This is a genomic window from Saccharopolyspora sp. NPDC050389, from assembly GCF_040655595.1.
Lineage (GTDB): Bacteria > Actinomycetota > Actinomycetes > Mycobacteriales > Pseudonocardiaceae > Saccharopolyspora.
In genome coordinates this window covers 61,146-83,999 of the sequence record NZ_JBFAKG010000036.1, presented here as the reverse complement: position 1 = coordinate 83,999, position 22,854 = coordinate 61,146, and the positions used below count along the sequence as shown (strand labels likewise).

Sequence of the window (22,854 nt, the reverse complement as noted above, 5' to 3'; positions counted from 1 at the left end):
ATGCCCGACCAAGATGAGAAGGTCTACCTGCCATGTTGATGGTCATTCTTTACGTCGCTCACACGCTCGCACTCGGCGGATGGTTCGGCGCGCAGATCTACAGCGTGCTGATCGTGCAACGACACCCGGCGCAGGACGAGGATCCGGAGTACTTCGAGGATTTCGCCACGCGAATGGCACACGGCACGCGTTACACCCTGTTGGCGGTAATCGGGGTAATGCTTCCGACCTGGGTGCTCATCGTCGTCCTCCGGGCCGGCGACAGCGCGGAGCTGGGCGCCGTCTGGCCGTGGCTGGTAACGGTGAAGTCCGCCGCGATTCTCGCGACGATCGGCCTGTTCGTGTACTTGTCGTGGCACGTGTGGCCCCAGCGCATCTTCGCGCTCCGCGACGAACTTCCGGCGGTCCGCAGACGTTTCTTCGGACTGTCCATCGGAATCCTGAGCGCCGCCGGGTTCGCGCTGGCGGTCGGCATCGTCGAGCAGTCGATGGGGAGCTTCCTCGTGGGGACGTGATCGTTCGAGGGGCGGGGAATCGGGCATGGCACGGCCGTTGCGGGAGTTGGTATGAGCAGGAAATTCGGACTGCGCGGGTACATCGAGGCGTTGCGCGGGATCGGTCAGGTCGTTGAGATCGAACGACCCGTCGATGTGAACATGGAGATGAGCGCGATCGCCAGGCTCTGCTACGAGCGCGGTGCGCCGGCCCCGCTGTTCCGCGAGATAGCCGGAGCTTCCCCGGAATTCCAGGCGGTGAGCGCCCTGGCGGGAACCAGTTCGGACCGCGGGTACGAGCTGGCGCGGTTGGGGTTGGCGCTGTTCCTCTCGGAGCGGTGCTCGGCCGCCGACGTGGTCGAAGAGTTGTGCGGAGCTCGGCAGCGCGAGGGCGTCGCACCGAACGTCGTGGCCGATTCGCCGTGCAAGGAGAACGTCGTCGCCGGCGCCGACCTGGACTTGACGCGGCTGCCGGCACCGCGCCTGCACCAGAGCGGGAAGCGTTACGTGAACACGATGGGTATCGTCATCACGCGGTCGCCTGACGGTTCGTGGACGAATTGGTCGATCAGCCGCATCATGCTGTCGGACGCGCGCACGGGCTTCAGCTCGGTGATCCCGCCGCAGCACATCGGCGTGATCCACGACCAGTGGCGCGAAATCGGGCAGGACATGCCGTTCGCGATCGCTCTCGGCGTCGATCCGGCATTGCTCTTCGCCGCGTCGATGCCGATCCCGGCCGGCATGTCAGAAGTCGAGTACGCGGGTGCGTTGTTGAACAGGCCGGTCGACGTCGTGCGGTGCGAGAGCGTCGACCTGGAAGTGCCCGCGGACGCGGAGATCGTGCTGGAAGGAACCTTCTCGGCCACGGGTGTCGGTCTGGAGGGCCCGTTCAGCCAGTTCACCGGGTACATCTACCCGGACTACGAGTTGCCTGCGCCGGTCGTTCACTTCAACACGATGACCTACCGCGATCGCCCGATCTACCCGTTCATGCCCGGCGGGGAGCTGCCGTCGGAGGAACAGACCATCACGGGGCCGGCAATGGTCGCCGAGGCCGTCCACCAGCTCCGCGCGGACGGGTTGCCGATCGCGACGGCCTGGAGTCCGTTCTCCTCGTGCAACGGGTGGCTGGTGGTGGCGGTCCGGTCGAGCTGGACCGAGCTGGGGCTGGACGCGAAAGCGTTTTGCCGTCGTGTCGCGAATTCGGTGTGGGGTTGCAAGGCGGGCGACATGATCAACTCTGTCATCGTCACCGAGGACGACATAGATCCCAGCGACGTCGACGAGGTGATCTGGGCGATCGACAGCCGGAACGACCGTGGGCCCGGCGGCCGGTTGCGCATCGATGGCCGGATCAGTTGGCCCATGTCGCCGTACTTGGACGTGGACCACATCAATTACTACGAGAGCTGGAAGTCGTCGCGTTTGATCTACGACTGCCTGCCGTCGCCGCGATCCTGGCCCGCGAGGCGGAGCCGTTTCGACACGACTTGTCCGCAGGACGTTCGGGAGAAGGTCTTGCGGAACTGGATGCGGTACGGGTTCGAACCGATTCCGGGAGCCGGGGAGTAGTCGGACATGCCGCGGCTCCCCGGTGCGGCCGCGGCCGGTTTTTCCGCTCCGTTGCCCAGAACTCGTGGGTTCCGGCGTGCTTGACACGAAGCATAACAGTGTTCTATAACGGCCCCTGGAACGGCTGCCCGCGATTCCTGGGGCTGCCACGGCTTTTCGTTCCGGCTGGCATCATGGGAGGGGTCGCATGACGGCGGTGCAGGTCGGATGAGGCGGGCCAGCGAAGCTTTGCTCGAGCGCTTGGCCAGCGGAGTCGTGCGCCGGCGCGGAGCCGTCATCCTGCTCTGGCTGCTGATCGCGGGAGCCATGAACCTCGCGGTCCCCCAACTGGAGCAAGTGATCGGACGAAGCACCAGTCCGATGGTTCCGGACGATGCGGTGAGCGTGCGTGCACTGCACGAGATGGATAAGCGGTTCGGCGGAGCCGGCGCCAACAGCATGGTGATCGTCGTCCTGGCCGACGAGAACGGGTTCTCCGCCGTCGACCAGCAGTACTACGAGCGCCTCGTCGACCGCCTGCGCAACCAGCGGGCGGAAGTCGCCTTCGTGCAGGACGTGGTTTCGCAGCCGGGGTTGAAGGAAGCGCTGGCCAGCCGCGATGGCAAGGCCAGGTACATCCCCCTCGGTCTCTGGGGGCACAACGGATCGCCCGAAACAACCGCGCAGATCCAAACTCTTCGCGCGGTCGCGCAGGAGCAGCGGCCGCCCGGCCTGCAAGTCCACATCACGGGGCCGATGGCCACCGTCGCCGACATGCAGGCCGAGATGGAGCACAGCATGCTCGGCATCACGATCGTCACCGTCGCGCTGATCACGGGCATCCTGCTGCTGATCTACCGCTCGATGATCACCGCGATGGTAGCGCTGACCACGGTCGGCATCTCGCTGGCGACCGCTCGTGCGGTGGTGGCGTTCTTCGGGCTCGACGTCTTCAGCGTGTCCACGTTCACCGCGTCCTTCCTCACCGTGGTGGTGTTCGGTGCCTGTACTGACTACAGCGTCTTCCTGATCAGCAGGTTCCACGAGTACCAGCGGTCCGGCTACGACGCCGAGGACGCCGTCGCCGCGGCCCTGAAGCGCGTGGCGACCGTGGTCCTCGCTTCCGCGGCGACAGTGATAGTCGCGTGCTCCGGCATGGCGCTGGCCGAGGTGAGCTTCTTCTACGCCACCGGTCCGGCGATCGCCATCGGAATTGCGGTCACGCTTTTGGCCGCGCTCACCCTCTGCCCGGCCGTGCTGGCCGTGGTCGCGAAGCGCGGTTACGCCAGACCTCGGCGAAAGAGCGAAACACATCGATGGAATGTCATCGGGAAGCACGTCACGCTTCGTCCGGCCCGGGTTCTCGTCGCGGGGCTGGTGATCCTCGGCGCGCTGGCCGCTTTCTACCCGGGTATCCGGCCAAGCTACGACACGCACTCGGTGCAACCCGCGTCCACGGACAGCAACCTGGGCAATGCGCTGATGGCGAAGCACTTCCCACCCAACGAGGTCTACCCGGAGTACGTCCTCATCGACTCCGACCGCGACATGCGCAACCCGCGCGATCTCGCGGCGCTGGAGATGGCTTCCTCGGACGTTTCCAAGATCGACGAGATCGCCATGGTCCGGGGGGTGACCCGGCCATTGGGCTCGACGATCACCGAGGCCTCGATCGGGCAGCAGGCCGGCCAGGTCGGCGATGCGCTCAACGACGGGGTGCAGCAGCTCAATGACAGCATCGGAACACTCGCCCAGGGCACCGCCAGGCTGGCGGAGGGAAGCGGCAGGCTTTCCGACGGCGTGACGCGCGCCATCGACGGCGCCGACCAGCTCCTGAACGGTTTGACTTCGACGCGAACCGGGCTCGGTGCTGGTGTTGACGGCGCGGACCAGGCGCAGGATGCCGCGCAACAGCTCGCCGACGGGGCAAAGGCATTGGCCACCGGCTTGGACTTGGCCCGCGACCAGACGAAGATGGCGGTGGACGGTCTCGGCGTCGCCGCGGACGCGCTCCGGAACGATCCGGTGTGCGGTCTCGATCCGGTTTGCGACCAAGCGCGCCAGGGCATCGACGAAATTCTCGCCGGCCAGCGTGATCAGCTTCTGCCGGGGTTGACCGAAGCCGCTTCGGCCGCGCATGTGATAGCCGACGGCAACGGTGATCTCGCCGCAGGAGTCGGCGACCTCCGAAATGGCCTGGCGGCGGCTAAAGCAGGTACCGAACGCCTGGCAGTGGGGCAGCGCGTGCTGAAGGAGAACCTCGGACAGCTTTCCGCGGGAGCCAACGAGGTCTCCCAGGCGGCCCGCGCCATCAGCGAAGGCGTCGCGGCGTCTCCCGACGGGCAGGTGCGGTTGAGCGACGGTACGACCGTGGCGCCGCAGTCCGTCGCGGAGCTGCAGGCCGGTCTGACCCGCGCCGCCGATTTCCTGCGCACGATCGGTTCCCAGGCCGGCGATCCGTCGATCGGCGGTTTCTACCTGCCAGCGGAGGCGTTGCAGGACCCGCGGATGGCGCTCGCAAGCGGCATGTTCCTGTCCCAGGACGGCCGGACCGCCCGCCTGTTCGTGATGCACAAGACCGAGCCGCAGGGCGAGGCGGCGATGCGGAGTTCCGCCGAGATCGTGCCCACGACGCAGCAAGCGCTCCGCGGTACCTCGCTGGACGGCAGCCGGGTGACCCTGACCGGTATGGGAGCGAACAACAACGACCTCGACGAGTTGATCACGAATGACTTCGCCGCGTTCGCCCTCTTCGCCGTGCTGGCCGTGCTGCTGATCCTGATGGTGCTGCTGCGCAGCATCATCGCGCCGATCTACCTGCTGGCATCGGTGATCCTGTCCTACGCCGCCGCGATGGGGATCGCCGTGCTCGTTTGGCAACACGCACTGGGCATCGACCTGAGCTGGAGCGTCGCCCCTGTCGCCTTCGTGATCCTGGTTGCGGTCGGCGCCGACTACAACCTGTTCTTGATATCGCGCATTCGGGAAGAGCTCATCCGCGAGCCCCGAGGCGGGATCGCGCGGGCGATGATATCGACCGGACCCGTCATCACCTCCGCGGGCGTGATCTTCGCGGTGAGCATGTTCGCGATGCTGTCCGGCAGCGTCGCCATCCTCGCGCAGGTCGGCTTCACGATCGGGATCGGGCTGCTGATAGACACCTTCCTGGTCCGCACCCTGCTCGTACCGGCTGCGATCCAGCTGCTGGGTAGGTGGAACTGGTGGCCGTCGCGAGTCGTCGGTGGATCGGCCGTCCACATCGGTCGCTCACCTGACCGGGTACCGAGCAACGGCAGCGTTTCCGGAACCGCCGCACCGCCGGGGCACGGTGGCGAACCCAGTGACGTGACCGCGGAGCGTTGACCACCTCGAACGGCTGCGCCGTGCTCGATCGCAGCGGGATCAAGGTCGGGGATCGAGGCTGAACGCGGCCGACGCCTCGATGCGTTCGGGCGTGTCTCCCAGCCCGATCAGCAGGTTCCTGCCGAGCAGGAGGAGGATCTGCTCGGTGCTGTCGGTGAGGTGGTCGAAGTGGCCGGCGAGTTCGAGGGTGACGTATCCGTGCAGCAAGCTCCAGAGCTGAGCGGCGATCGTGGCGGGGTCGTCCTCGCGGATGCGGGACGCCAGCATCGCGCGCTCAGAGGCGTCGACGAGATGGCGATAGGCGTTCGCCGCCTCCGCCTCGAATACCCCGTCGGCGTTCTGGTCGCCGACTTGGTGCGGGCTCGGGTCGGGGCGGTGGCCTTCGGGAGCGGACAGGCCGAACATCAAGTCGTACAAGTGGGGGTTCTCGCGGGCGACGTCGCGGTAGGTGAGTGCGAGCCGGCAGATATCCGCCACCGGGTCGTCGGTGACCGGAACGGCGCCAAGCCGGGCGTCGAGTCGCCGGAAGCCGACGAGGGCGACTTCGCTCAGCAGCTGGGGCATTCCGCCGAAGTGGTAGTAGACGGCCATGGTCGACGTCCCGATCTCACGTGCCAGGCGCCGGGCCTGAATCGCCGACGGGTCCTCTTCGGACAGTAGCCGGATCACGGCTTCGACGAGGTGCGTCCGCGCCTCGAAGGCCTTCCTTGACTTGCTCATGGACTTGCCCACCGCCTGCAAGAGTCAATACACTAACCACTTGTAACACTGTTATGTTAGGATGCTGCGAGGCGCGTGCAAAGAGCAGCGGGATCTCGTCTCGACCCTCCTCCTACCCGTTCGGAAGGTGGAATGTGCCAGTGGGGATCAACGACTCCGGTCGACCAATCTGCAAGAGCAGCGGCTCGCCGCGCAGCACGGGTTCGCTCTCGTCCCTCATCAGCGTGGGAAGCATCGCGTCGATCGCCTCCGTGGGCAGCATCGCCAGCCTCGGCAGCGTCGGGTCGATCGGGTCGATCGGTTCGGTGGGCTCGATCGCCAGCGTCGGCAAAGTCGGCGCGATCTTCAACATCCCCGTGTCAGCGAAACTCTGCGAAGCGTTGCTATCCCGCCTGTGCAGTCGCGATGACCGCCCTGGGCAATGACGCACGGCGTGCCTTCGGCGCCGGTGCTGCGGTGTGCGCGGCTGCACCCGTTTCCGCTTCCGACTACGTGCGGTCCGCGCCGAGCAACCCGGAGGTGGCGATGAAGTAGCCGAGCTGAGCGCGGCTGTGGCTCCCCAGTTCTGCGGAGATCTTGCTGATGTACCCGGCAACCGACCGCCGGCTCTTCCCCAGCCGGCGAGCGATCGTCTCGTCAGTGTGCCCTGCGACCAACAGGCGCAAGATCGCCTGTTGCGTCTCGTCGACGATCCTCTGATCCTTCATGTTGTCCTTGGCGTTCACAGGCGCTGCTTGTTCCCAGGCCCTTTCGAAGCTCTTGAGCAGGAAGTCCACTATGGCCGGGTGCCTGATCTCCAGCGCGGAGGTCGCCCGATCCTCGGTGCCTGGGATGAAGGCCACCTCGCGGTCGCAGATGATCATCCGTTCGCTGATCTCGTCGAGCGTTCGGACCTGGCCGTTGGCCTTGATGATCTCCTCGACATAGCTGCGCGTCGGTGCGTGGAAACGGGCCGAATGCTGGTACAGGGTGCGTTGCTGGACCCCGCGGCGCAGCATGGCGAGGTCGCGGCGCAAGGCGTCCCGGAGCAATTCGGGATCGCGACCACCGCCCGGCTGGACGGTGATCAGCTCCTGCGTGCAGGAGCTGACCGCGTGCTCCAGGGCCGAACGGATCAGGGACTGGCCCGAGAGCTCCGTGACCCATATTTGCTGCGCACGTTTGGCTTCCGTGTAAGCGGCCTGTACAGGATCGAAGATTTTGGCCAGCCAGTTGACCATGGATCTGTTCTTCGCTATCGCTTCCTCCAAGGGGCGGGCAAGCTGAGCGAACGCGAGGTCGACGGCGACCGGTACGAGTTTGTGCGGATCCGAGGGTGACTCTTCGAGGAGGCCTAATCGCCACAAGCACTTCGGCGCGTCGTCGGCTGGGACCGAGCCGGTGATCACAGCGTGTTGGTACAGGCTCAGCCCGTCCTCGCAAAGCTTCTTCGTCTTATCCTTAAGAGGCTCGTCGCAACCGCTGTGCATGCTCTCGACTACCTCCCGGGGCGGGCTCGGCCGACGCCGGGCGCGCCTCCCGATGCCAGTGGGCCAGACCTACGAGACGGAGCGTAGTCGTTCCAACGGCCCACGTGCTCCAAGATCGTTGTTCCGTTGACCCAAGTGTTATTGATCTTGCCGCCGAGCGGTTGCGGAGCTCACGCGAGCGCGCGTTAATTCAGAACCGCGACGTCTAGCAAATTCCGGTGCCCTGCATGCTCGGCGTAAGCAGGTGTGATCGACCGCTTGCGGAGGTAGCTGCCGCTGCTCAGAACGGCGGCATCCCCAGGCGCCGGTGCCGGTTCGCCGCAGCGGTGCACTGTTGCAGCTTTGTGCATGTGTCAATGATGCACGGCGGAGGAGTTGAAGTCATAGCCTCGAGGTGAAAAAACTTCGTGATGCGGCCGCATGGAAGTTCGATTCGAGAAATAGGGAGTGGCATGGCTGTTGAAGATGGCCAGAAGTTTCGCTGTTGCTGTGGGCGTTCTGTTGGATCGGGTCGTGATTCGGCGTGGGGAAAGCTGATTTCTGGAGGATTTGCGAACTAAGGCCTTTCGCTGTTACCGTTTCCCTTTTGTTCTGCAATGTCCGAAACAAGCAGAGAAGGCCTTCTGTCTGAGCGATTAGCGTGATCAAAGGGAGAGCATGGGTACCGAGAAGACGATCGACGGTGACGCGGTCACCGGTATCGGTGATGGGCGACGATTACAGCGGAACGGGGCGCAGGACGACAGCAGCGTGTTTCTCACGAGTGTCGGTCTCCGCTTCCCGAGAAGACTGGACTTCGCAGACTGGGAACGCGCCGGTCGGCGGCTGACGCGGATCGTGGATTCGTCGGCATGGTGCCTGGGCGACTGGGCCGTGTACGGCAAGGAGTACTATCCGGATCGTTACGCGCGTGCGGTCGAAGCCACCGGGTTGGATTACGGCACCTTGCGCAATTACGCGTCGGTTGCACGTCGGGTTCCGTTGTCACGCCGGCGTGACGCGCTGAGCTTTCAGCACCATGCGGAGGTTGCGGCACTGCCCGCCGATGAGCAGGAAGCGTGGCTCGAAAAGGCGGAGAAGAAGGGGTGGTCCAGGAACCAGTTGCGACATCAGCTCCGGCTGAGCCGCAGTCGGCAGCCCGACCCGGAGAAGCCCGAAGCGTCCCTGCGGCGGCTGAGCTTTGACGCGGAACTGGTCGATCGGTGGCGCGTGGCCGCCGAGCGCTCGGGCGTTGCGTTCGAGGAGTGGATGATCTCGATTCTCGACTCCGCGGCTACCGAGGCTCTTTATGCTGAACAAGCAAAGAAGGCCGGCTAGGGATGCAACCCTGCTGATGAGTTTGGTTTCCGGTGCTGGACTCTGTCGGGGACAGCCAGTTTGGGATTATTGCCTTGGTGGTTGATCGTTTTGGATGTCACAGGGACCGAAGAGTCTGAAGGTCTCCCGCAACTCATCGCGAGATGCCTTTCCGATGGTCAGCAAGCCTGGCGCAAGTTGGTGTTCTCGGAATTCCGACGGGCTCGATCAGTCCAACAGGGCCCGCATCTTGGCGCGGCTGCGCAGCCTCATGATGGCGGAAGTTCTGCTGTCGTAGCCGTTGACAAACGAGATGTACAGATTTTGGCGAACGTCGCATGCTGATTGTCTGTCACATGCACGGAGTATGTCGGGGATGTATAACTCATGTCAAGTTCTAAACGCCGTCGCGAGATGTATTCGGAAGAAACCAGAGCGGCGTTGCTCGAAGCGGCAACCGCTCTCTTCGCCGAGCGCGGGTACGCCGGAACCTCTCTGGAGAACGTGGCGTCGAAGAGCCAGGTGACCCGTGGCGCTGTGTACCACCACTTCAACAACAAGCAGGCGTTGCTCGAAGCCGTGCTGGGCGAGCAGGAGTCCCAAGCGGTCGAGAAGATCATGGCCTCCGCCATGGCCACCGCGGATCCCTGGGAAGCGGCGATGAACGCGGTTGAAGCGTTCCTCGACAGGTGCTGCGACCCGGACTACGGGCGGTTGGTGTGGTTGGAGGGCCCGATAGCGCTCGGGTGGGATCGCTTCCGCGAGTGCGAGGAAAGGTACTTCCTCGGTTTGGTCGAGCAGTTCGTCCGGGCGTTGGTGGACGCCGGCTACGTGGAATCGACCGGGCTGGAAAGCACTCTGCGGTTCATTTTCTGGATCCTCGGCGGGGCGGGGCTAACACTGGCCGAGACGGAAGAGGAGGACAGGCCCCGGGTCCGGAACGAGTGGGCGGCGCTCATCCGGCGGTCGCTCGGCAGCCTTCTGGTGAAATGACCTGCGGCGTCCTGATTCCGGCCCGCTGACCGGTCTACTTCGGATTGCGCGGAAGGTTTTGTAGGGCAACGGGATGTCGTCGCGGGTCGGCCCGAACGGCCGGAAGAGCTCGGAGTCCAGCGCGCCGGCGGTGACGACCATGTTGGTGAGGTCGAGAATCGCCGGCTCGGTACCCAAGTGGCGGGTGGTGGCGGACAAGTGACGTGTCCTTGAAACTGCACCGAGCGCGGAAGCGTTGCGGCGACCAATGTTCGGGGGACCGGCATGAATGATCGGAACGTCGGCTTAGGTGGACTGTTACGGAAGTACCGGTTGAATACCGGTGTGACGCAGCGGCAGCTGGCCGAGCTCAGCACTTTGAGCGAGCGTGCTATTCGCGACTTGGAGAGTGGTCGTGCCCGGTTCCCGAGGAGGGATACCGTGCGGCTCCTCGCCGACGCGCTGCGACTCGGCGAGACCGGCCGTGCTGCGCTGGAAGCCGCGGCCCAGCGCCATCCGATCGGTGCTGGCCCCGCGCAGTTGCCCTCGCTCCCGCCAGCCGCTCGCATTGACGCGCTCATCGGCCGCGAATCGGAACGCAAGTCATTGATCGAGTTGCTCAGCGCCGGTAGTCAACGCTGGATTACCCTGGTTGGTCTGGGCGGAGTCGGCAAGACGACGCTTGCTCGTGAGGTGGCCACCGGCATTCACGAAGAGGGCTTCTCCGTGGCGTGGATACCGCCTATTGACGACGATGCCACCACGGAGCCAGATTCAAACGGATCCCTGTTGGGAAAGGCCCTGCTCAGGTCGGACTTTGACCTGGACGGAGTGCTCAGGTCGATCGGGGCGCCCGACACCGTCCTGATAGTGGACGGGCATGACGCTACGCGTTCGCCCGCTCACCCCATTGTCGCGCTGCTGCGTCAGTGCCCGCACCTCCGCGTATTGGTCACGTCACGAGCGCCGTACAACGTGCCCGGCGAGTGCGTATTTCCGCTCGGCCCGCTGGCCCTGCCGACGCTTTCTGAGGAAGCCGATCTGCCCAGACTGGCGCAGGTCCCGTCGGTACGGCTGTTGCTGATGCACCTGCGGAAGATGCGACCCGGTTTCCAACTCCACAACAACGCTACCGTCGTTGCCGCACTTTGCCGTCAGCTCGACGGGCTGCCTGCGGCAGTGCAGATCAGCGCTGAGTGGTCGCTCATCCATTCGCCCGAGCAGTTGTTGGCACAGCTGACCAACGACCCGTTCAGAGTGATCAGTGCTCCGGAGGCACAGCGCACCGGATTTGACATACACGAGTCAGTTCGAAGTGCATTGGCGACTTTAGAGCCCGGTGTCCACAAGGCAATCATCAAGCTCGCCGACGAGACCAGCGCCTGGTCCGTCGATGACCTCGTGAAGATGATGCGCACCAGCTCTTACGAGGCGGCGCGGGTAGTCCATAGTCTTCTGGTGCTTGGTTTGATCCGCCATTCGGAAGCCGATGACTCACGCTTCACGTTGCTGAACCTGGTTCGACAGGTCCAGTTGGAAATTGGTGGAAGTTTCATCGGCCGCAGCCGGCGGCATATTTCTTGACGCGGAAGATGAGCTCAGCCCGGTCTGCCCGTGGTGCGTATCCTGAATCGTTGCGCGGTGGGGTGTCAACGGCAGTTTCCTCCTTCCGGAAGCCGTTTGTAGCTGCCGGTCTAGCTGCCGGATTGGCGACCGAGGGTCTGGTTAGCTGTGGCAATGAATTCGAGGACTCGTGGAGTCGGGGTGATCTTCTGGCCTGCATCTGGTGTGGCTTGTCCTCGGGCAAAGCAGCCCGCTAGACGGTTGATTCCGTGAAGGTCATGTGAAGTGCGACCGGTCCGTGGACATGGGAGGAGGGTGTTCAAGATCAATGTGTGTGCAAAGAACTGAACACCCTCCTGACTGCACTCTATGTACTGATCGACGATCACGTGGTTGTACCCCGCACCGGCCGTGGCCGAGAGCCCAAGCTGCCCGACAGCGAGCTGCTCACGCTGGCAGTGGCCCAGGTCCTGCTGGGGCACCACTCCGAACGCCGGTGGATCCGCCACGTTCACAGCAGCCCGGCCTGGCGGGCAATGTTTCCGTACCCGCCGAAGCAGCCGGGCTACCACAAGCGGCTCAAGGCCGCGCAACCGTTGCTGTGCAAGACAATCTTGGTCCTAGCCGAATGCTGCCCCTCCTGGTCCGGCGGCATGTGGATCGCCGACGCCGCTCCCGTGCCCTGCGGGATGTCGCGAGAAACGGTCAAGCGCTCGGACCTGGCCGGACACGTCGGCTACGGCTACTGCGCCACCCATTCCCGGTTCTACTGGGGTCTCAGGCTGTACCTGGTCTTTTCCGGCGACGGAATGCCGATCAGTGTGGTGCTTGGCCAACCCCCAAGCAACTACGGAACAGTCGCTCTCTAAGTTGGAGGTGTGAGACATGGCAATCGCAAGTCGGCTACCAGGTGAGCGGCATCTCGGACGTGAAGACGCTGACCAGATCGCGACCATCCGGAAGTCGATCATCGAAATCGGTGACGACTGGCGAGTCAGGCATCCCTGGCTCACCCGGCATCAGGACGGAGTCGGCTTGGCGATCTTCGTCGTGTCGATCCTCGGCGTGGTCGCCGACGCGTGGCTCTACATCGCCGGCGTTTTGCCTGGGTGGGCGACCATTCTGATTAGCGCGTTCTGGCTCTCACTGCTACACGAGCTGGAGCACGACTTGATCCACTCGATGTACTTCCGCACAAACCGGATCGTGCACAATACGATGATGTTCGGCGTCTGGTTGCTGCGGCCCAGCACCATCAACCCGTGGGTCCGGCGCCGGTTGCATCTGCACCACCACGCGGTCTCGGGCACGGAATCCGACCTCGAGGAACGCGCCATCACCAACGGTGAGGGCTGGGGAAGTTACCGACTCATCACCCTTCTGGATTCGTTTATCGGCATATATACCAAGCCGTTCCGGATGCCCCAACTAGTTCAGGCCTACGTGGAACAGGAGGCCCGGACGCCGGAGGAAGCCCGGTATCTGACGAACATCAACCGGATGTCCTACTTTCCGCTCGGGGCAATGCACTACCTGCTTTGGCACATCTTCATCGGTATCCATGTCTATCAGTGGGTTTTCGGCCCGGCGCAGGTCCCAGGGCAGGAGCTTCTGGGCATCTTGGCCGTGACGATTCTTGCGCCGAACGCGATCCGCAGCTTCAGTATCTACTTCGTGAGTTCGAATCTGCACTATTACGGTGATGTTGAGGCGCACAACGTCCTCCAGCAGACCCAAGTGTGGACGAAGTGGTGGCTCAAGCCCTTCCAGGCGCTGTGTTTCAACTTCGGTGAGACTCACGCCATCCATCACTTCTTGGTCCGCGACCCCTTCTGGATCCGGGAAGCTATCAAGCGCGACTGCCAGAAGGTGCTGCGCGAAAACGGGGTCCGGTTCAACGACTTCGGAACGTTCCGTCGTGCCAATCGCTTCACCCGTGCCGCCTCCGACACGATCGACCCCTGAACGACACGAGCGAAGGGTAACCGAGGATGACCGTCTCCACCCGAGATCTATGGATCTGTCTGCGCTGCGGCATGATCTACGACCCTGCCGAGGGGGACCCGGACGGCGGGATTCCTCCTGGTACCGCCTTCGCTGACATCCCTGACGATTGGGTGTGCCCTGTCTGCGGCGCGAGCAAGCCCGACTTCATTCCGTACGAGGACTGAGCTGCGCCACGTCACCCGGCCGGCCTGGTCGCTGCGAAGGATCGACCGGCGGCCGGGACGTACGGCGACCGCTAGACCCTTCGTATGCCCTCGACCAGGGCGAGTGACCAGTCTGGGGCAGAGGTAGCTGACCATGATGGACAACACTTCTCGAGCGGCATCCTGACAGGTTCGAGAGTAGAGCGGATAGCTGCCTCCATGCCGCTCCGTTTCTGTTGAGTCTCTATCCTGTCCTACCCGAAGAGTGATGCGAGGCGGATGTATGCGCACAAGAGTGGCGATCGTGGGTGCCGGAATCACGGGGCTATCGGCGGCCTACAAGCTCCGGTCGGCGTGTGATGTCACCGTGTTCGAGGCTGACTCGCGTGCTGGTGGCCACGCTAACAGCGTAGAAGTGCAGGATCGCGGGAGAACAATCGGTGTGGACACCGCATTCATGGTGTTCAACGAGCCGTACTACCCGCGTGTAACAGAATTTTTCGAGGAGCTCGGCGTGTCCTCGGTGCGCCACGTCGGCGGGTTCTCCTTCTACGACAACGACGCCGGGTGGCAATACACTTCGGAGGATCTGCAGGCGCCGCTCGGGGAGTCCGCGATGGACTCGCATCCGGCGCTCGCGTCGATCAAATTGGAAGCGCAGTGGTTTCACGAGACCGCGCCGAAGCACTTCCTTCGTGGCCAAGCGAACCTGCCTCTCGGCGAGTACCTCGAACGCGAGGGGTACTCCGAGGATTTCAAGTGGGGTTTCGTAGTGCTCATCTGCTCGGCGGCCTGGGCGGTCCCGGCCGAACGGATCTGGGAGATGACCGCTGCCACCGTCATCGCCTTCTACATCGCGCACGGGAGCGGAGGTCTCGGAGGGCAGAAGGTCGACTGGCGCTCCGTCGAGGGTGGGAGCATTCGTTATGTGGAGCGAGCGGTGGCGGCTCTCGAACGCAGCGGCGCGGAGGTCCGGCTGTCCTGCCCGGTGGAGCGCGTCCGCGAGATCGACGGTGAGGTCGAGGTCGTAAGCGCCGCGGGCACGCAGAGATTCGACCGCGTCGTCATGGCCCTCCACGCGGACGATGGGCTGCGCTTGGTCGAAGGGCTCGCCGCGGACCGGGCGGCTGTGCTCGGCAAGGTGCCTTACTCGCAGTCCCGCGTTCTGCTGCACACCGACCCATCGGTCATGCCTGCCGACCGGGCTTCCTGGAGAAGCTGGAACTACGGGCGCCGCGCGGTCGGCGACGACGTGGACGCTTGGGTCGTCTTCTACATGAACGCGCTCCAGTCGCTCGATGCCGACCAGGACTACTTCGTGACCCTCGGTTATCCGGGGGAGATCGATGAGGAGCGCTTGCTCGCATCCTTCGACTACCGGCATCCGGTCATCAACTTCGAAGTCCGATCGTTGCAGGAGGAATTGTGGCAGGCCGCGATGCAAGGTCCGATCACGTTCTGCGGCGGTTATCTGCACTCCCGCAAACTGGGTAAAGACATCATCGGTATGCATGAATCGGCGTTCGATTCCGGACTGGCGGCCGCCGAGGGAATCCTCTCGCGCACGGTAACGCTCGCCTGAGCGAGAGCCCCGCAATCCCTCATCGGGCGTTCGTTGACGCCTGCCCGACGCAGGTCGAATTCGAGGAGGAAATCATGGCCGCCTTCACCGTGTCCGAGATCGAGAACTGGCTGGCGGAGAAGATCGGTTATCGCCTGGGCGTCCCGGCTTCCGAGGTCGACACCGAGCAGTACTTCGACGAGTTCAGCATCGAGTCGAACGAGGCGCTCGTGCTCGCCGGTGAACTCGAGAGCTGGCTCGGCATGGAGCTCGAGACGACGGCGCTCTGGTACCACCCGACGATCTCGCAGCTGGCGCGGTACATCGTCGAGGAGGCCGGCAAGCATGTCGCCTGACCGGACGGCCCGCCGGCTTGGAGGGGGATCGGACGGCGGGATGGAGGTGCTCGCCGCACCGGGCGCAGACGAGGGTGTCGTCGTTGTGACCCATCCCGGTGCGCTGCTCGTCAGGAGTTACGAGGCGCTCGCGGAGGAGCTCGGCGGGATCGGCCTGGGAGTCCTGCAGATCGACAAGATTCCGGAGTACCGGAGATCGATGTTGGGCGGCGAACCGCTGGAGATCACCGTCGCGGAGATCGCCGAACGATTTGTGGCCGAGATTCACGAGTTCGCGGGTGACCGACCGGTGGTGCTGCTCGGTTGGTCGTTCGGCGGCGTCCTCGCCTACGGCACGGCGGAGCGGCTGGCCGCCGACCGCGTCGTCGAGCATCTGTTCCTGCTCGACAGCATCGCGCCGGGCGAGGGTGACCCGGGGAAGAAGTTCGGTGACTCGTTGCCGAGCAGGGAAGGCCTCGACTGGTTCGCGATGTACTTCGGTGCCAAACGCGGTGCGCCGCTCGGCTTTGCTTACTCCGACTTCGAGAACATGACGACTACCGAGGGACTTTCCGCAATCCTCGAACGCTGCAAGCAACGCGGAATCATGGAACGGGACACATCCGTAGCGGGCTTGCGCAAGGTTTTCGAAGCATTCGTCGACGGAATACTGCGGAACAAGCAGCTGCACGACGGATTCGACCCGGGACCACCGGCTTTCCCGGTCACGCTCGTCCGCCCACAGCGTGGGCTGTTCGACGACGTCTCGTCCCTCGGATGGGAACCGGTCGTCGGTGATGTCGCTGTCCACTACTGCCCGGGTGACCACTACACGATGTTCAGCAACCCCGAGGCGGCCAAATCGATTGCCGCCTTGGTTGATTCCGCACTGCGCCATTGACAAGCGACGAACGCACCTGACCCGAGGAGTGCACTCGTGGGCGACGTAGAGACTGAGCAGCGAGAAGGACGCCGACTGGCCGATGAGCCGGTGGCGGTCGTCGGAATCGCCTGCTTGTTCCCTCAGGCCAGGAACAAGCAGGAGTTCTGGACGAACGTCGTCCGAGGTCGGGATTGCATGGAGGACGTCCCCGAATCCCATTGGCGCATCGAGGACTACTACGACCCCGACCCGACCGCCGAGGACAAGACCTACTGCCGGCGAGGCGGGTTCGTGCCACAGGTCGACTTCGACCCGATGGAGTTCGGCATCCCCCCGAACATCCTCGGCGTCACCGACATCCTGCAACTGCTGAGTCTTGGCGTAGCCCGGGATGTGCTTGCGGATGCTGGTTGCCCGGACGCGTCGTGGTACGACCCGAGCCGGACGGGCGTGACTCTCGGTGTGACCGGCGCCAACTCGTTGACCCAGCCACTCGCGACTCGTCTCCAGGCACCGGTTCTGCGGGAAGTGGTGCAGAGCTGCGGTCTCTCGGACGCAGCCGCGGACGAGGTCGTCGAGCGCTTCCGCAAAGCCTTCGCTCCGTGGGAGGAGAACTCCTTCCCAGGCATGCTCGGCAACGTCGTGGCTGGACGCATAGCCAATCGGTTCGACCTCGGCGGCACCAACTGCACCTTCGACGCCGCATGCGCGAGCTCGCTCGCTGCGGTTCGCTATGGGGTGGCTGAACTGGTCGACCGTCGGGCCGACATGATGCTCGTCGGCGGCTGTGACGCCGAGAACACGATCCTCATGTACATGTGCTTCTCAAAGACGCCAGCACTGTCGCGGTCGGAGCAGATCCGGCCTTTCGACCGCAACGCCGACGGCACGATGATCGGCGAAGGCATCGGAATGCTCGCTCTGAAGCGCCTTGCCGATGCCGAGCGCGACGGGGACCGCATCTACTCCGTGATCACTGGCATCGGGTCGTCGAGCGACGGGCGTTTCAAGAGCATCTACGCGCCGCGGGAGAGCGGACAAATCCGGGCACTGCGTCGGGCGTACGACGACGCTGGATGCACGCCGGCTGACATCGGTCTCGTCGAGGCGCACGGAACGGGGACACCAGCGGGGGACGAAACTGAGCTGGGTGCGCTGAAGTCCTTGTACGCCGAACACGACTGCCCACCCCACAGCGTCGCGATCGGCAGCGTGAAGTCGCAGATCGGGCACACGAAAGCGGCGGCAGGTGCAGCCGGGCTCATCAAGATGTCCTTGGCCCTGCATCACCAGGTCTTGCCGCCCACCATCAACGTCGAGGCCCCAGCGGCTCCTCTCGCCGATTCGAGGTCGATCTTCTACCCGAACACGGCCGCGCGTCCTTGGCTGCCGCCCAGCCCGGAGAGCCGCCGTCGCGGAGCAGTGTCGTCATTCGGTTTCGGGGGTACCAACTTCCATTGCGTCGTGGAGGAGGCTCCGACGGCTGCGGCTGGTCGTGCCGGGCACAGCGCGTCCGGTGTGGCGTTGTGGCACGCCCCGGACCTCGAGACCCTGGTTGCAGCTGTCACGGACCAGCCGCCGGCTGACGGGGGGCCGGTCCCGGCCGATCACGCCCGCCTGGTGCTCGTCCACGGGGCTGATGACCTGGCCGAGCGGAGGGAACTCGCCTGCGAACTGCTTCGCTCGGCGAATGGCCGCGACGTGCTCGACCACCCGAAGGGCATCCACTACCGTCGCCGAGCCCTCGCGGGTGTTGAGACCCTGGCGGTCGCTTTCGCCGGGCAGGGCAGCCAGCACGTGGACATGGGGCGAGCCGCCTCCCTGGTCGTACCGCACATTTCCGCCGCATTCGCTGAGATCGACGCGATCGACGCGTCTGGTGAACCGGTCGGTCTCGTGACGTACCCCCCGCCGGCGAACACCGGGGAAGCACGCGCTGAGCAGGAGCAGATGCTTCGGCGGACTGACTACGCTCAGCCCGCCATCGGCGCACTATCGGCCGGGTACTACGACTTCCTGTGTGAGCTCGGACTGACACCAACTGCGTTTGTCGGCCATAGCTTCGGCGAACTCACTGCGTTGTGGGCTGCCGGGGCACTTAATCGCAAGGACTACTTTCGTGCCGCGCGTGCCCGCGGCGCGGCAATGGCTGCCTGCGGGGCGGACGGCAGCGACCCGGGAACGATGCTGTCGGTCGACGCGGGCAGCGCGACGGTCCGGAGCTTGCTCGAAGGGCACAGCGACGTGAACGTCTGCAACGTCAATTCGCCGGCTCAGACGGTCGTCGGCGGCGGCACCAAGGCGGTCGAGGCCTTCGCCCAGAGGTGCAAGGCGGCGGGGCTGAAGACCTATGCGCTGCCGGTAGCGGCAGCCTTTCACACGAGCTATGTCGAGCCCGCGCGGGCCGAGTTCGCGCGCACTCTGAACGGGGTGCAAGTCGGTGCGGCATCGCGTGTCTACTGCAACACCCACGGAGCCAGCTACATCGAGGACGCAGACGCAAACGCCCAAACGCTCGTCCGCCAGATCGTCGAACCGGTGGAGTTTGCTGACCAGATCGCGGCGATGTACGCCGATGGCGTTCGGGTCTTCGTCGAGATCGGTCCGAAGAAGATCCTGGCAAGTTTGGTGTCGGCGAATCTGCCGGAGGAGCACGACGAAGTCCTCGTGGTTTCGACCGACGCCGGGCGCCCGGACACGAGCGACCAAGACCTCATGGGCGCAGTTGCGCAGCTGCTCACGGCGGGGGTACCGCTCGAACGAGTTAACCGGTACCTCCCACCTGTCATGGAGAAGCGCGAGCCCAAGTTTGCGATTCCGCTGCGCGGGGTCAACTACGTTCCCGACGAACGACGGCAGGCCTACGCCAACGCCCTTGCCGCTCCCAGCCCCGCAATTGAGGAGACGTCGGCCGCTACTTCGAACCGGGACCATACCAATGCTGCGGGCAACCCATCGACAGCAATGGCGTCGGCGGAGACCGTGCGGCTGGTGGAGGGGGCTAAGCAGATCGCAGAGTCGGTGGAGAAGCAGACCATGGTGCACCAGGAGTTGCTGCAGGTCCAGGAAAAGGTCGCCGAGCGGCTCGCCGAGATCACGCAGCAGGCTAGTGCCGGGGGCATGCTTTCCGCAGACGTGGCTGCGGCCCTCGTCGCGGTGGGCGACCAGGTTGCAGCCATCACGAGAGCCCATGAGAGGGCTAGCGAAGCACAACTGAGGTTCTTGACGGACGCTCAAGGGGTCGAGCCGGTCCTCCCAACGATTCGACCGGATATGCCGGCACTGAGCGCGCCGAGCACGCTCGCGGAGTCGACTGCGGACAAGCAGGCCGCATCGAACGGGTCGACCGGGAAATCGGTGGTGACAGTCCCGCCGGACGGCGCTGCCACGAAACTCGATGCTGCGTTTGTCGCGGAGACAGCGGTGGATGAGGGGGCGTTGGCTTCGGCGGAGTCGGTGTTGTTGGAGGTTGTTGCTGACAAGACTGGTTATCCGGTGGAGATGCTTGATGCTGGGATGGATGTTGAGGCCGATTTGGGGATCGATTCGGTCAAGCGGGTGGAGATTCTGGGGGCGGTGCGTGAGCGGTTCCCCGGGATGCCTGAGGTGGGGCCGGAGCAGATGGCTGAGTTGCGGAGTTTGCGTGATATTGCGGGTGTGATTGTTTCGGGTGTGGGCATTGTGGATGCTGGCGCGGGTTCCGTTGTCGGCGTGGAGGAATCGCCTGCGTCTGTTGTGGAGACAGCGGTGGATGAGGGGGCGTTGGCTTCGGCGGAGTCGGTGTTGTTGGAGGTTGTTGCTGACAAGACTGGTTATCCGGTGGAGATGCTTGATGCTGGGATGGATGTTGAGGCCGATTTGGGGATCGATTCGGTCAAGCGGGTGGAGATTCTGGGGGCGGTGCGTGAGCGGTTCCCCGGGATGCCTGAGGTGGGGCCGGAGCAGATGGCTGAGTTGCGGAGTTTGCGTGATATTGCGGGTGTGATTGTTTCGGGTGTGGGCATTGTGGATGCTGGCGCGGGTTCCGTTGTCGGCGTGGAGGAATCGCCTGCGTCCGTTGCGGAGACAGCGGTCGATCAGGGGGAGTCGATTCCGGGCAGTGATGAGTGGGCGAGCGAGGTCGCAATCCGGCGGGTCGTGCAATCTGAGATCGCCCGGCCGGACGCAAGAGTTGACGCCTTCGTCGACGGCGCGGTCGCTCTCGTTGTTGATCAGGGCGACCCGGCCGCGACTTCCGTTGTCGAGGTACTGGAGGACCGTGGCTTTCGGGTCCGGCTTGTCGTAGGTCCGAATTCGGAATCCACTGAGCCCGGCCATCGGCTCGACCGCTGGGACACGGCATCAGTCCGCGAACTCGTCCGAGCCACGGCCGAACAGTTGGGACGCCTCGACTGTGTGCTGGTACTCGCGCCTGCCGAACTGCCTAGCTGGGCCGAGGCCGCTGAAGAGCTGGTGCGCGCCCTCCTCGTCGCCGGAGCTTCCCAGCCGGCTCTGAAGGAGGCAGCAGAGGGACGGCGCGCGGCCTTCTTGGCCGTTCACCGATCCGGAGGGACGGCGGCGGGGACCGCTGTGCTCGACGGGCTAGGCGGGCTTGCGAAGACCTTCGCGATCGAGACGCCGTCGGTGTTCGCTCGTTCGCTCGCATTGGATCTCGGGATCGAACCGCGAGCGGCCGCGGACCTGGTTGTCCGGGAACTCCTCGACGCGTCGGTCGATCCCGTCGATGTCCGCTACCCGACCACGGATCGCCGGCAGGTGGATCGGGTGGAACCGGTCGGGCCGAATACCGGGCGGCTGACAGTGGACGCATCCGACCTCCTAGTCGTCTCAGGCGGGGCTCGGGGCGTAACTGCTCGGTGCGTGGAGGAGCTGGTGGCGCGATCCGGTGTTGGGGTGCTGCTGCTGGGACGCACCCGCCTCGAGGACGAGCCGGAATGGACTCGGGGGTTGCAGGAGGAGGCGAAGCTCAAGCGGGCCATCGCGGACAGGATCGCAGGAGAGGGCGCGAAACCGACCCCGGTCGATGTCGGCCGACGCTACGAGGCGCTTACCGCGGCGCGGGAAGTCCGGAACACGCTCGAGACCATCTCCGCAGCAGGCGCCCGCGTCGAGTACCTCCAGGTCGACCTCACCGACGCGGCTGCGGTCCGGCAGGCCCTCGCTCCCTACCGCAACGAGATCACCGGGGTCGTACATGGGGCCGGTCTTCTCGCCGACCGACTCATCGCAGAGAAGAATCGCGAGGAGGCGGAGGGCGTGCTCGGGGTGAAGATCGACGGTCTCACCCACATCCTCGACGCGGTGGACGCTGACCGACTGCGCCATCTCGTGCTGTTCTCCTCGGCTGCTGGGCTGTTCGGCAACCGGGGGCAGGCCGACTACGCCATGGCCAACAGCGCGCTCAACGGCATTGCGCGAGCATTCCGCGCTGCGCATCCCCAGTGCCACGCGACTGCGATCAACTGGGGCGCGTGGCACGGCGGGATGGTGTCGGATTCGATCGCGCGCATGTTCCAGGACCGAGGAGTCGAGCTCATCGACCTCGACTACGGTGCTCGGTGCTTCGCTGCGCACTTCAGCCGGGAACGAGGTGGTGACGAAGTAACCCTCGTTGGCCCGGAGGCACCGCTATCGGCCGTGCAGACGATCCGGCCGCCCGTGGCCATGGAGGTTGAGCGGCGCATCGCGGGCATGTCCGCAGATCCCACCATTGCTGATCACAGCATCGGTGGGTACCCGGTGCTACCGGCGACCTTCGCACTCGGAGCTTGCATCCGCGTGGTCGAGGGCATCACCCGAGCCGAGGTTGGTGGTGGCATCGACTTCCGCGTGGAGCGCGGGATCGTCTTCGACGCGGATGCGCCGCGCAGGCTGCGCTTCTCGGTGCGGGACGAGCCGTCGGAGAGCAAAGTGCAGGTCGCAGCACGGGGGCTCACGGGCGGTGATGACGGCGCACCGGCGTACTCGGTCGGGCTCTGCTTGGACGCTTCGAATCGAGAACGACCGCTCGCTGTCGGACTGCCCAGAGCTGGCACTGGCAGGAAGGCCGACGATCTCTACGGATCGTCGTTGTTCCACGGGCCGGCGCTCGCCCACATCACTCGGGTCACCCGGGAGGCGTCCGACGGACTCGCGCTCGAGTGCATGATTCCCGAGGTCCCTCCGCTGCTGGAGGCCTTCCAAGGCTCCCGGTTCGACCCGATGCTCGCCGACCTCATGCTGCAGGCCGCGTTGGTCGCAGTCCACGAGCTCTGCGGCGCGCACAGCCTCCCGATGCGATGGCGGGAATTCCGCACCGTCCGCCGTGCCACACCTGGCCAGCCGGTCGCACTGGTCGTTGAGAAGCCTCCGGTAGGTGACGGTCCGACCTGGGGCCTCGACGTCGCGGCCGCGACGTTCGACGGCGACGTACTCGCACGCTTCTGCGACGTCACGCTCGTCTCCACGCCGGACCTCGCCCGCCGCTTCTTCCCAGAGCGCGCATGAAGGCCAGT

Annotated in this window: 16 protein-coding genes; 13 read left to right on the top strand and 3 right to left on the bottom strand. The window is 64.8% G+C overall.

Going from position 1 to position 22,854, the window contains the following annotated elements; all coding sequences use genetic code 11:
• The first annotated feature begins 32 nt into the window (after positions 1–32).
• From AB0I53_RS23820 to AB0I53_RS23810, 3 genes are all read left to right on the top strand, one after another.
• A complete protein-coding gene (locus AB0I53_RS23820; RefSeq protein WP_358606810.1) occupies positions 33–515 on the top strand; it encodes a hypothetical protein in 483 nt (160 codons plus the stop codon).
• A 51-nt stretch (positions 516–566) separates the two neighbouring features.
• Complete coding sequence (locus AB0I53_RS23815; protein WP_358606807.1) at positions 567–2,069, top strand: UbiD family decarboxylase; 1,503 nt, start codon at positions 567–569, stop codon at positions 2,067–2,069.
• 240 nt (positions 2,070–2,309) lie between these two features.
• Positions 2,310–5,411 (top strand): RND family transporter, encoded by a 3,102-nt coding sequence (locus AB0I53_RS23810; protein ID WP_358606804.1) that lies wholly within the window; start codon positions 2,310–2,312, stop codon positions 5,409–5,411.
• 39 nt (positions 5,412–5,450) lie between these two features.
• On the opposite strand, the gene AB0I53_RS23805 is transcribed toward AB0I53_RS23810, so the two are convergent.
• The 3 genes from AB0I53_RS23805 to AB0I53_RS23795 form a co-directional block, all read right to left on the bottom strand.
• Positions 5,451–6,131, bottom strand: coding sequence for a TetR/AcrR family transcriptional regulator (locus tag AB0I53_RS23805; protein ID WP_358606801.1), 681 nt, complete (start codon positions 6,129–6,131; stop codon positions 5,451–5,453).
• Positions 6,132–6,243: 112 nt separating this feature from the next.
• Positions 6,244–6,480, bottom strand: coding sequence for a hypothetical protein (locus tag AB0I53_RS23800; RefSeq protein WP_358606798.1), 237 nt, complete (start codon positions 6,478–6,480; stop codon positions 6,244–6,246).
• Between the two features lie 139 nt (positions 6,481–6,619).
• A complete protein-coding gene (locus AB0I53_RS23795; RefSeq protein ID WP_358606795.1) occupies positions 6,620–7,519 on the bottom strand; it encodes a LuxR C-terminal-related transcriptional regulator in 900 nt (299 codons plus the stop codon).
• 738 nt (positions 7,520–8,257) lie between these two features.
• On the opposite strand from AB0I53_RS23795, the gene AB0I53_RS23790 reads away from it, so the two are divergent.
• The 10 genes from AB0I53_RS23790 to AB0I53_RS23745 all read left to right on the top strand — a co-directional run bounded on the left by AB0I53_RS23790 (position 8,258) and on the right by AB0I53_RS23745 (position 22,846).
• On the top strand, positions 8,258–8,917 hold the full coding sequence (locus AB0I53_RS23790) for an LmbU family transcriptional regulator (protein WP_358606792.1): 660 nt from the start codon (positions 8,258–8,260) through the stop codon (positions 8,915–8,917).
• Between the two features lie 420 nt (positions 8,918–9,337).
• Positions 9,338–9,889: a TetR/AcrR family transcriptional regulator gene (locus AB0I53_RS23785; protein ID WP_358606789.1), complete on the top strand. Its 552-nt coding sequence runs from the start codon at positions 9,338–9,340 to the stop codon at positions 9,887–9,889.
• A gap of 264 nt (positions 9,890–10,153) precedes the next feature.
• A complete protein-coding gene (locus AB0I53_RS23780; protein ID WP_358606786.1) occupies positions 10,154–11,452 on the top strand; it encodes a helix-turn-helix domain-containing protein in 1,299 nt (432 codons plus the stop codon).
• A gap of 311 nt (positions 11,453–11,763) precedes the next feature.
• Positions 11,764–12,300, top strand: a complete 537-nt coding sequence (locus AB0I53_RS23775) for a hypothetical protein (protein ID WP_358606783.1) — start codon at positions 11,764–11,766, stop codon at positions 12,298–12,300.
• A gap of 16 nt (positions 12,301–12,316) precedes the next feature.
• Positions 12,317–13,396, top strand: coding sequence for a fatty acid desaturase (locus AB0I53_RS23770; RefSeq protein WP_358606780.1), 1,080 nt, complete (start codon positions 12,317–12,319; stop codon positions 13,394–13,396).
• A 26-nt stretch (positions 13,397–13,422) separates the two neighbouring features.
• Positions 13,423–13,602, top strand: a complete 180-nt coding sequence (locus AB0I53_RS23765; protein WP_358606777.1) for a rubredoxin — start codon at positions 13,423–13,425, stop codon at positions 13,600–13,602.
• 274 nt (positions 13,603–13,876) lie between these two features.
• A complete protein-coding gene (locus AB0I53_RS23760; protein WP_358606775.1) occupies positions 13,877–15,163 on the top strand; it encodes an FAD-dependent oxidoreductase in 1,287 nt (428 codons plus the stop codon).
• Between the two features lie 74 nt (positions 15,164–15,237).
• On the top strand, positions 15,238–15,498 hold the full coding sequence (locus AB0I53_RS23755) for an acyl carrier protein (protein WP_358606772.1): 261 nt from the start codon (positions 15,238–15,240) through the stop codon (positions 15,496–15,498).
• Entirely contained in the window at positions 15,488–16,378 is an 891-nt protein-coding gene (locus tag AB0I53_RS23750) for a thioesterase domain-containing protein (RefSeq protein ID WP_358606769.1), read from the top strand. Before AB0I53_RS23755 ends, AB0I53_RS23750 begins: the two co-directional genes overlap by 11 nt.
• A 36-nt stretch (positions 16,379–16,414) precedes the next feature.
• Positions 16,415–22,846 carry an SDR family NAD(P)-dependent oxidoreductase gene (locus AB0I53_RS23745; RefSeq protein ID WP_358606766.1) on the top strand — a complete coding sequence of 2,144 codons (6,432 nt, stop codon included), beginning with the start codon at positions 16,415–16,417 and terminating at the stop codon, positions 22,844–22,846.
• The last annotated feature ends 8 nt before the right edge of the window (positions 22,847–22,854 follow it).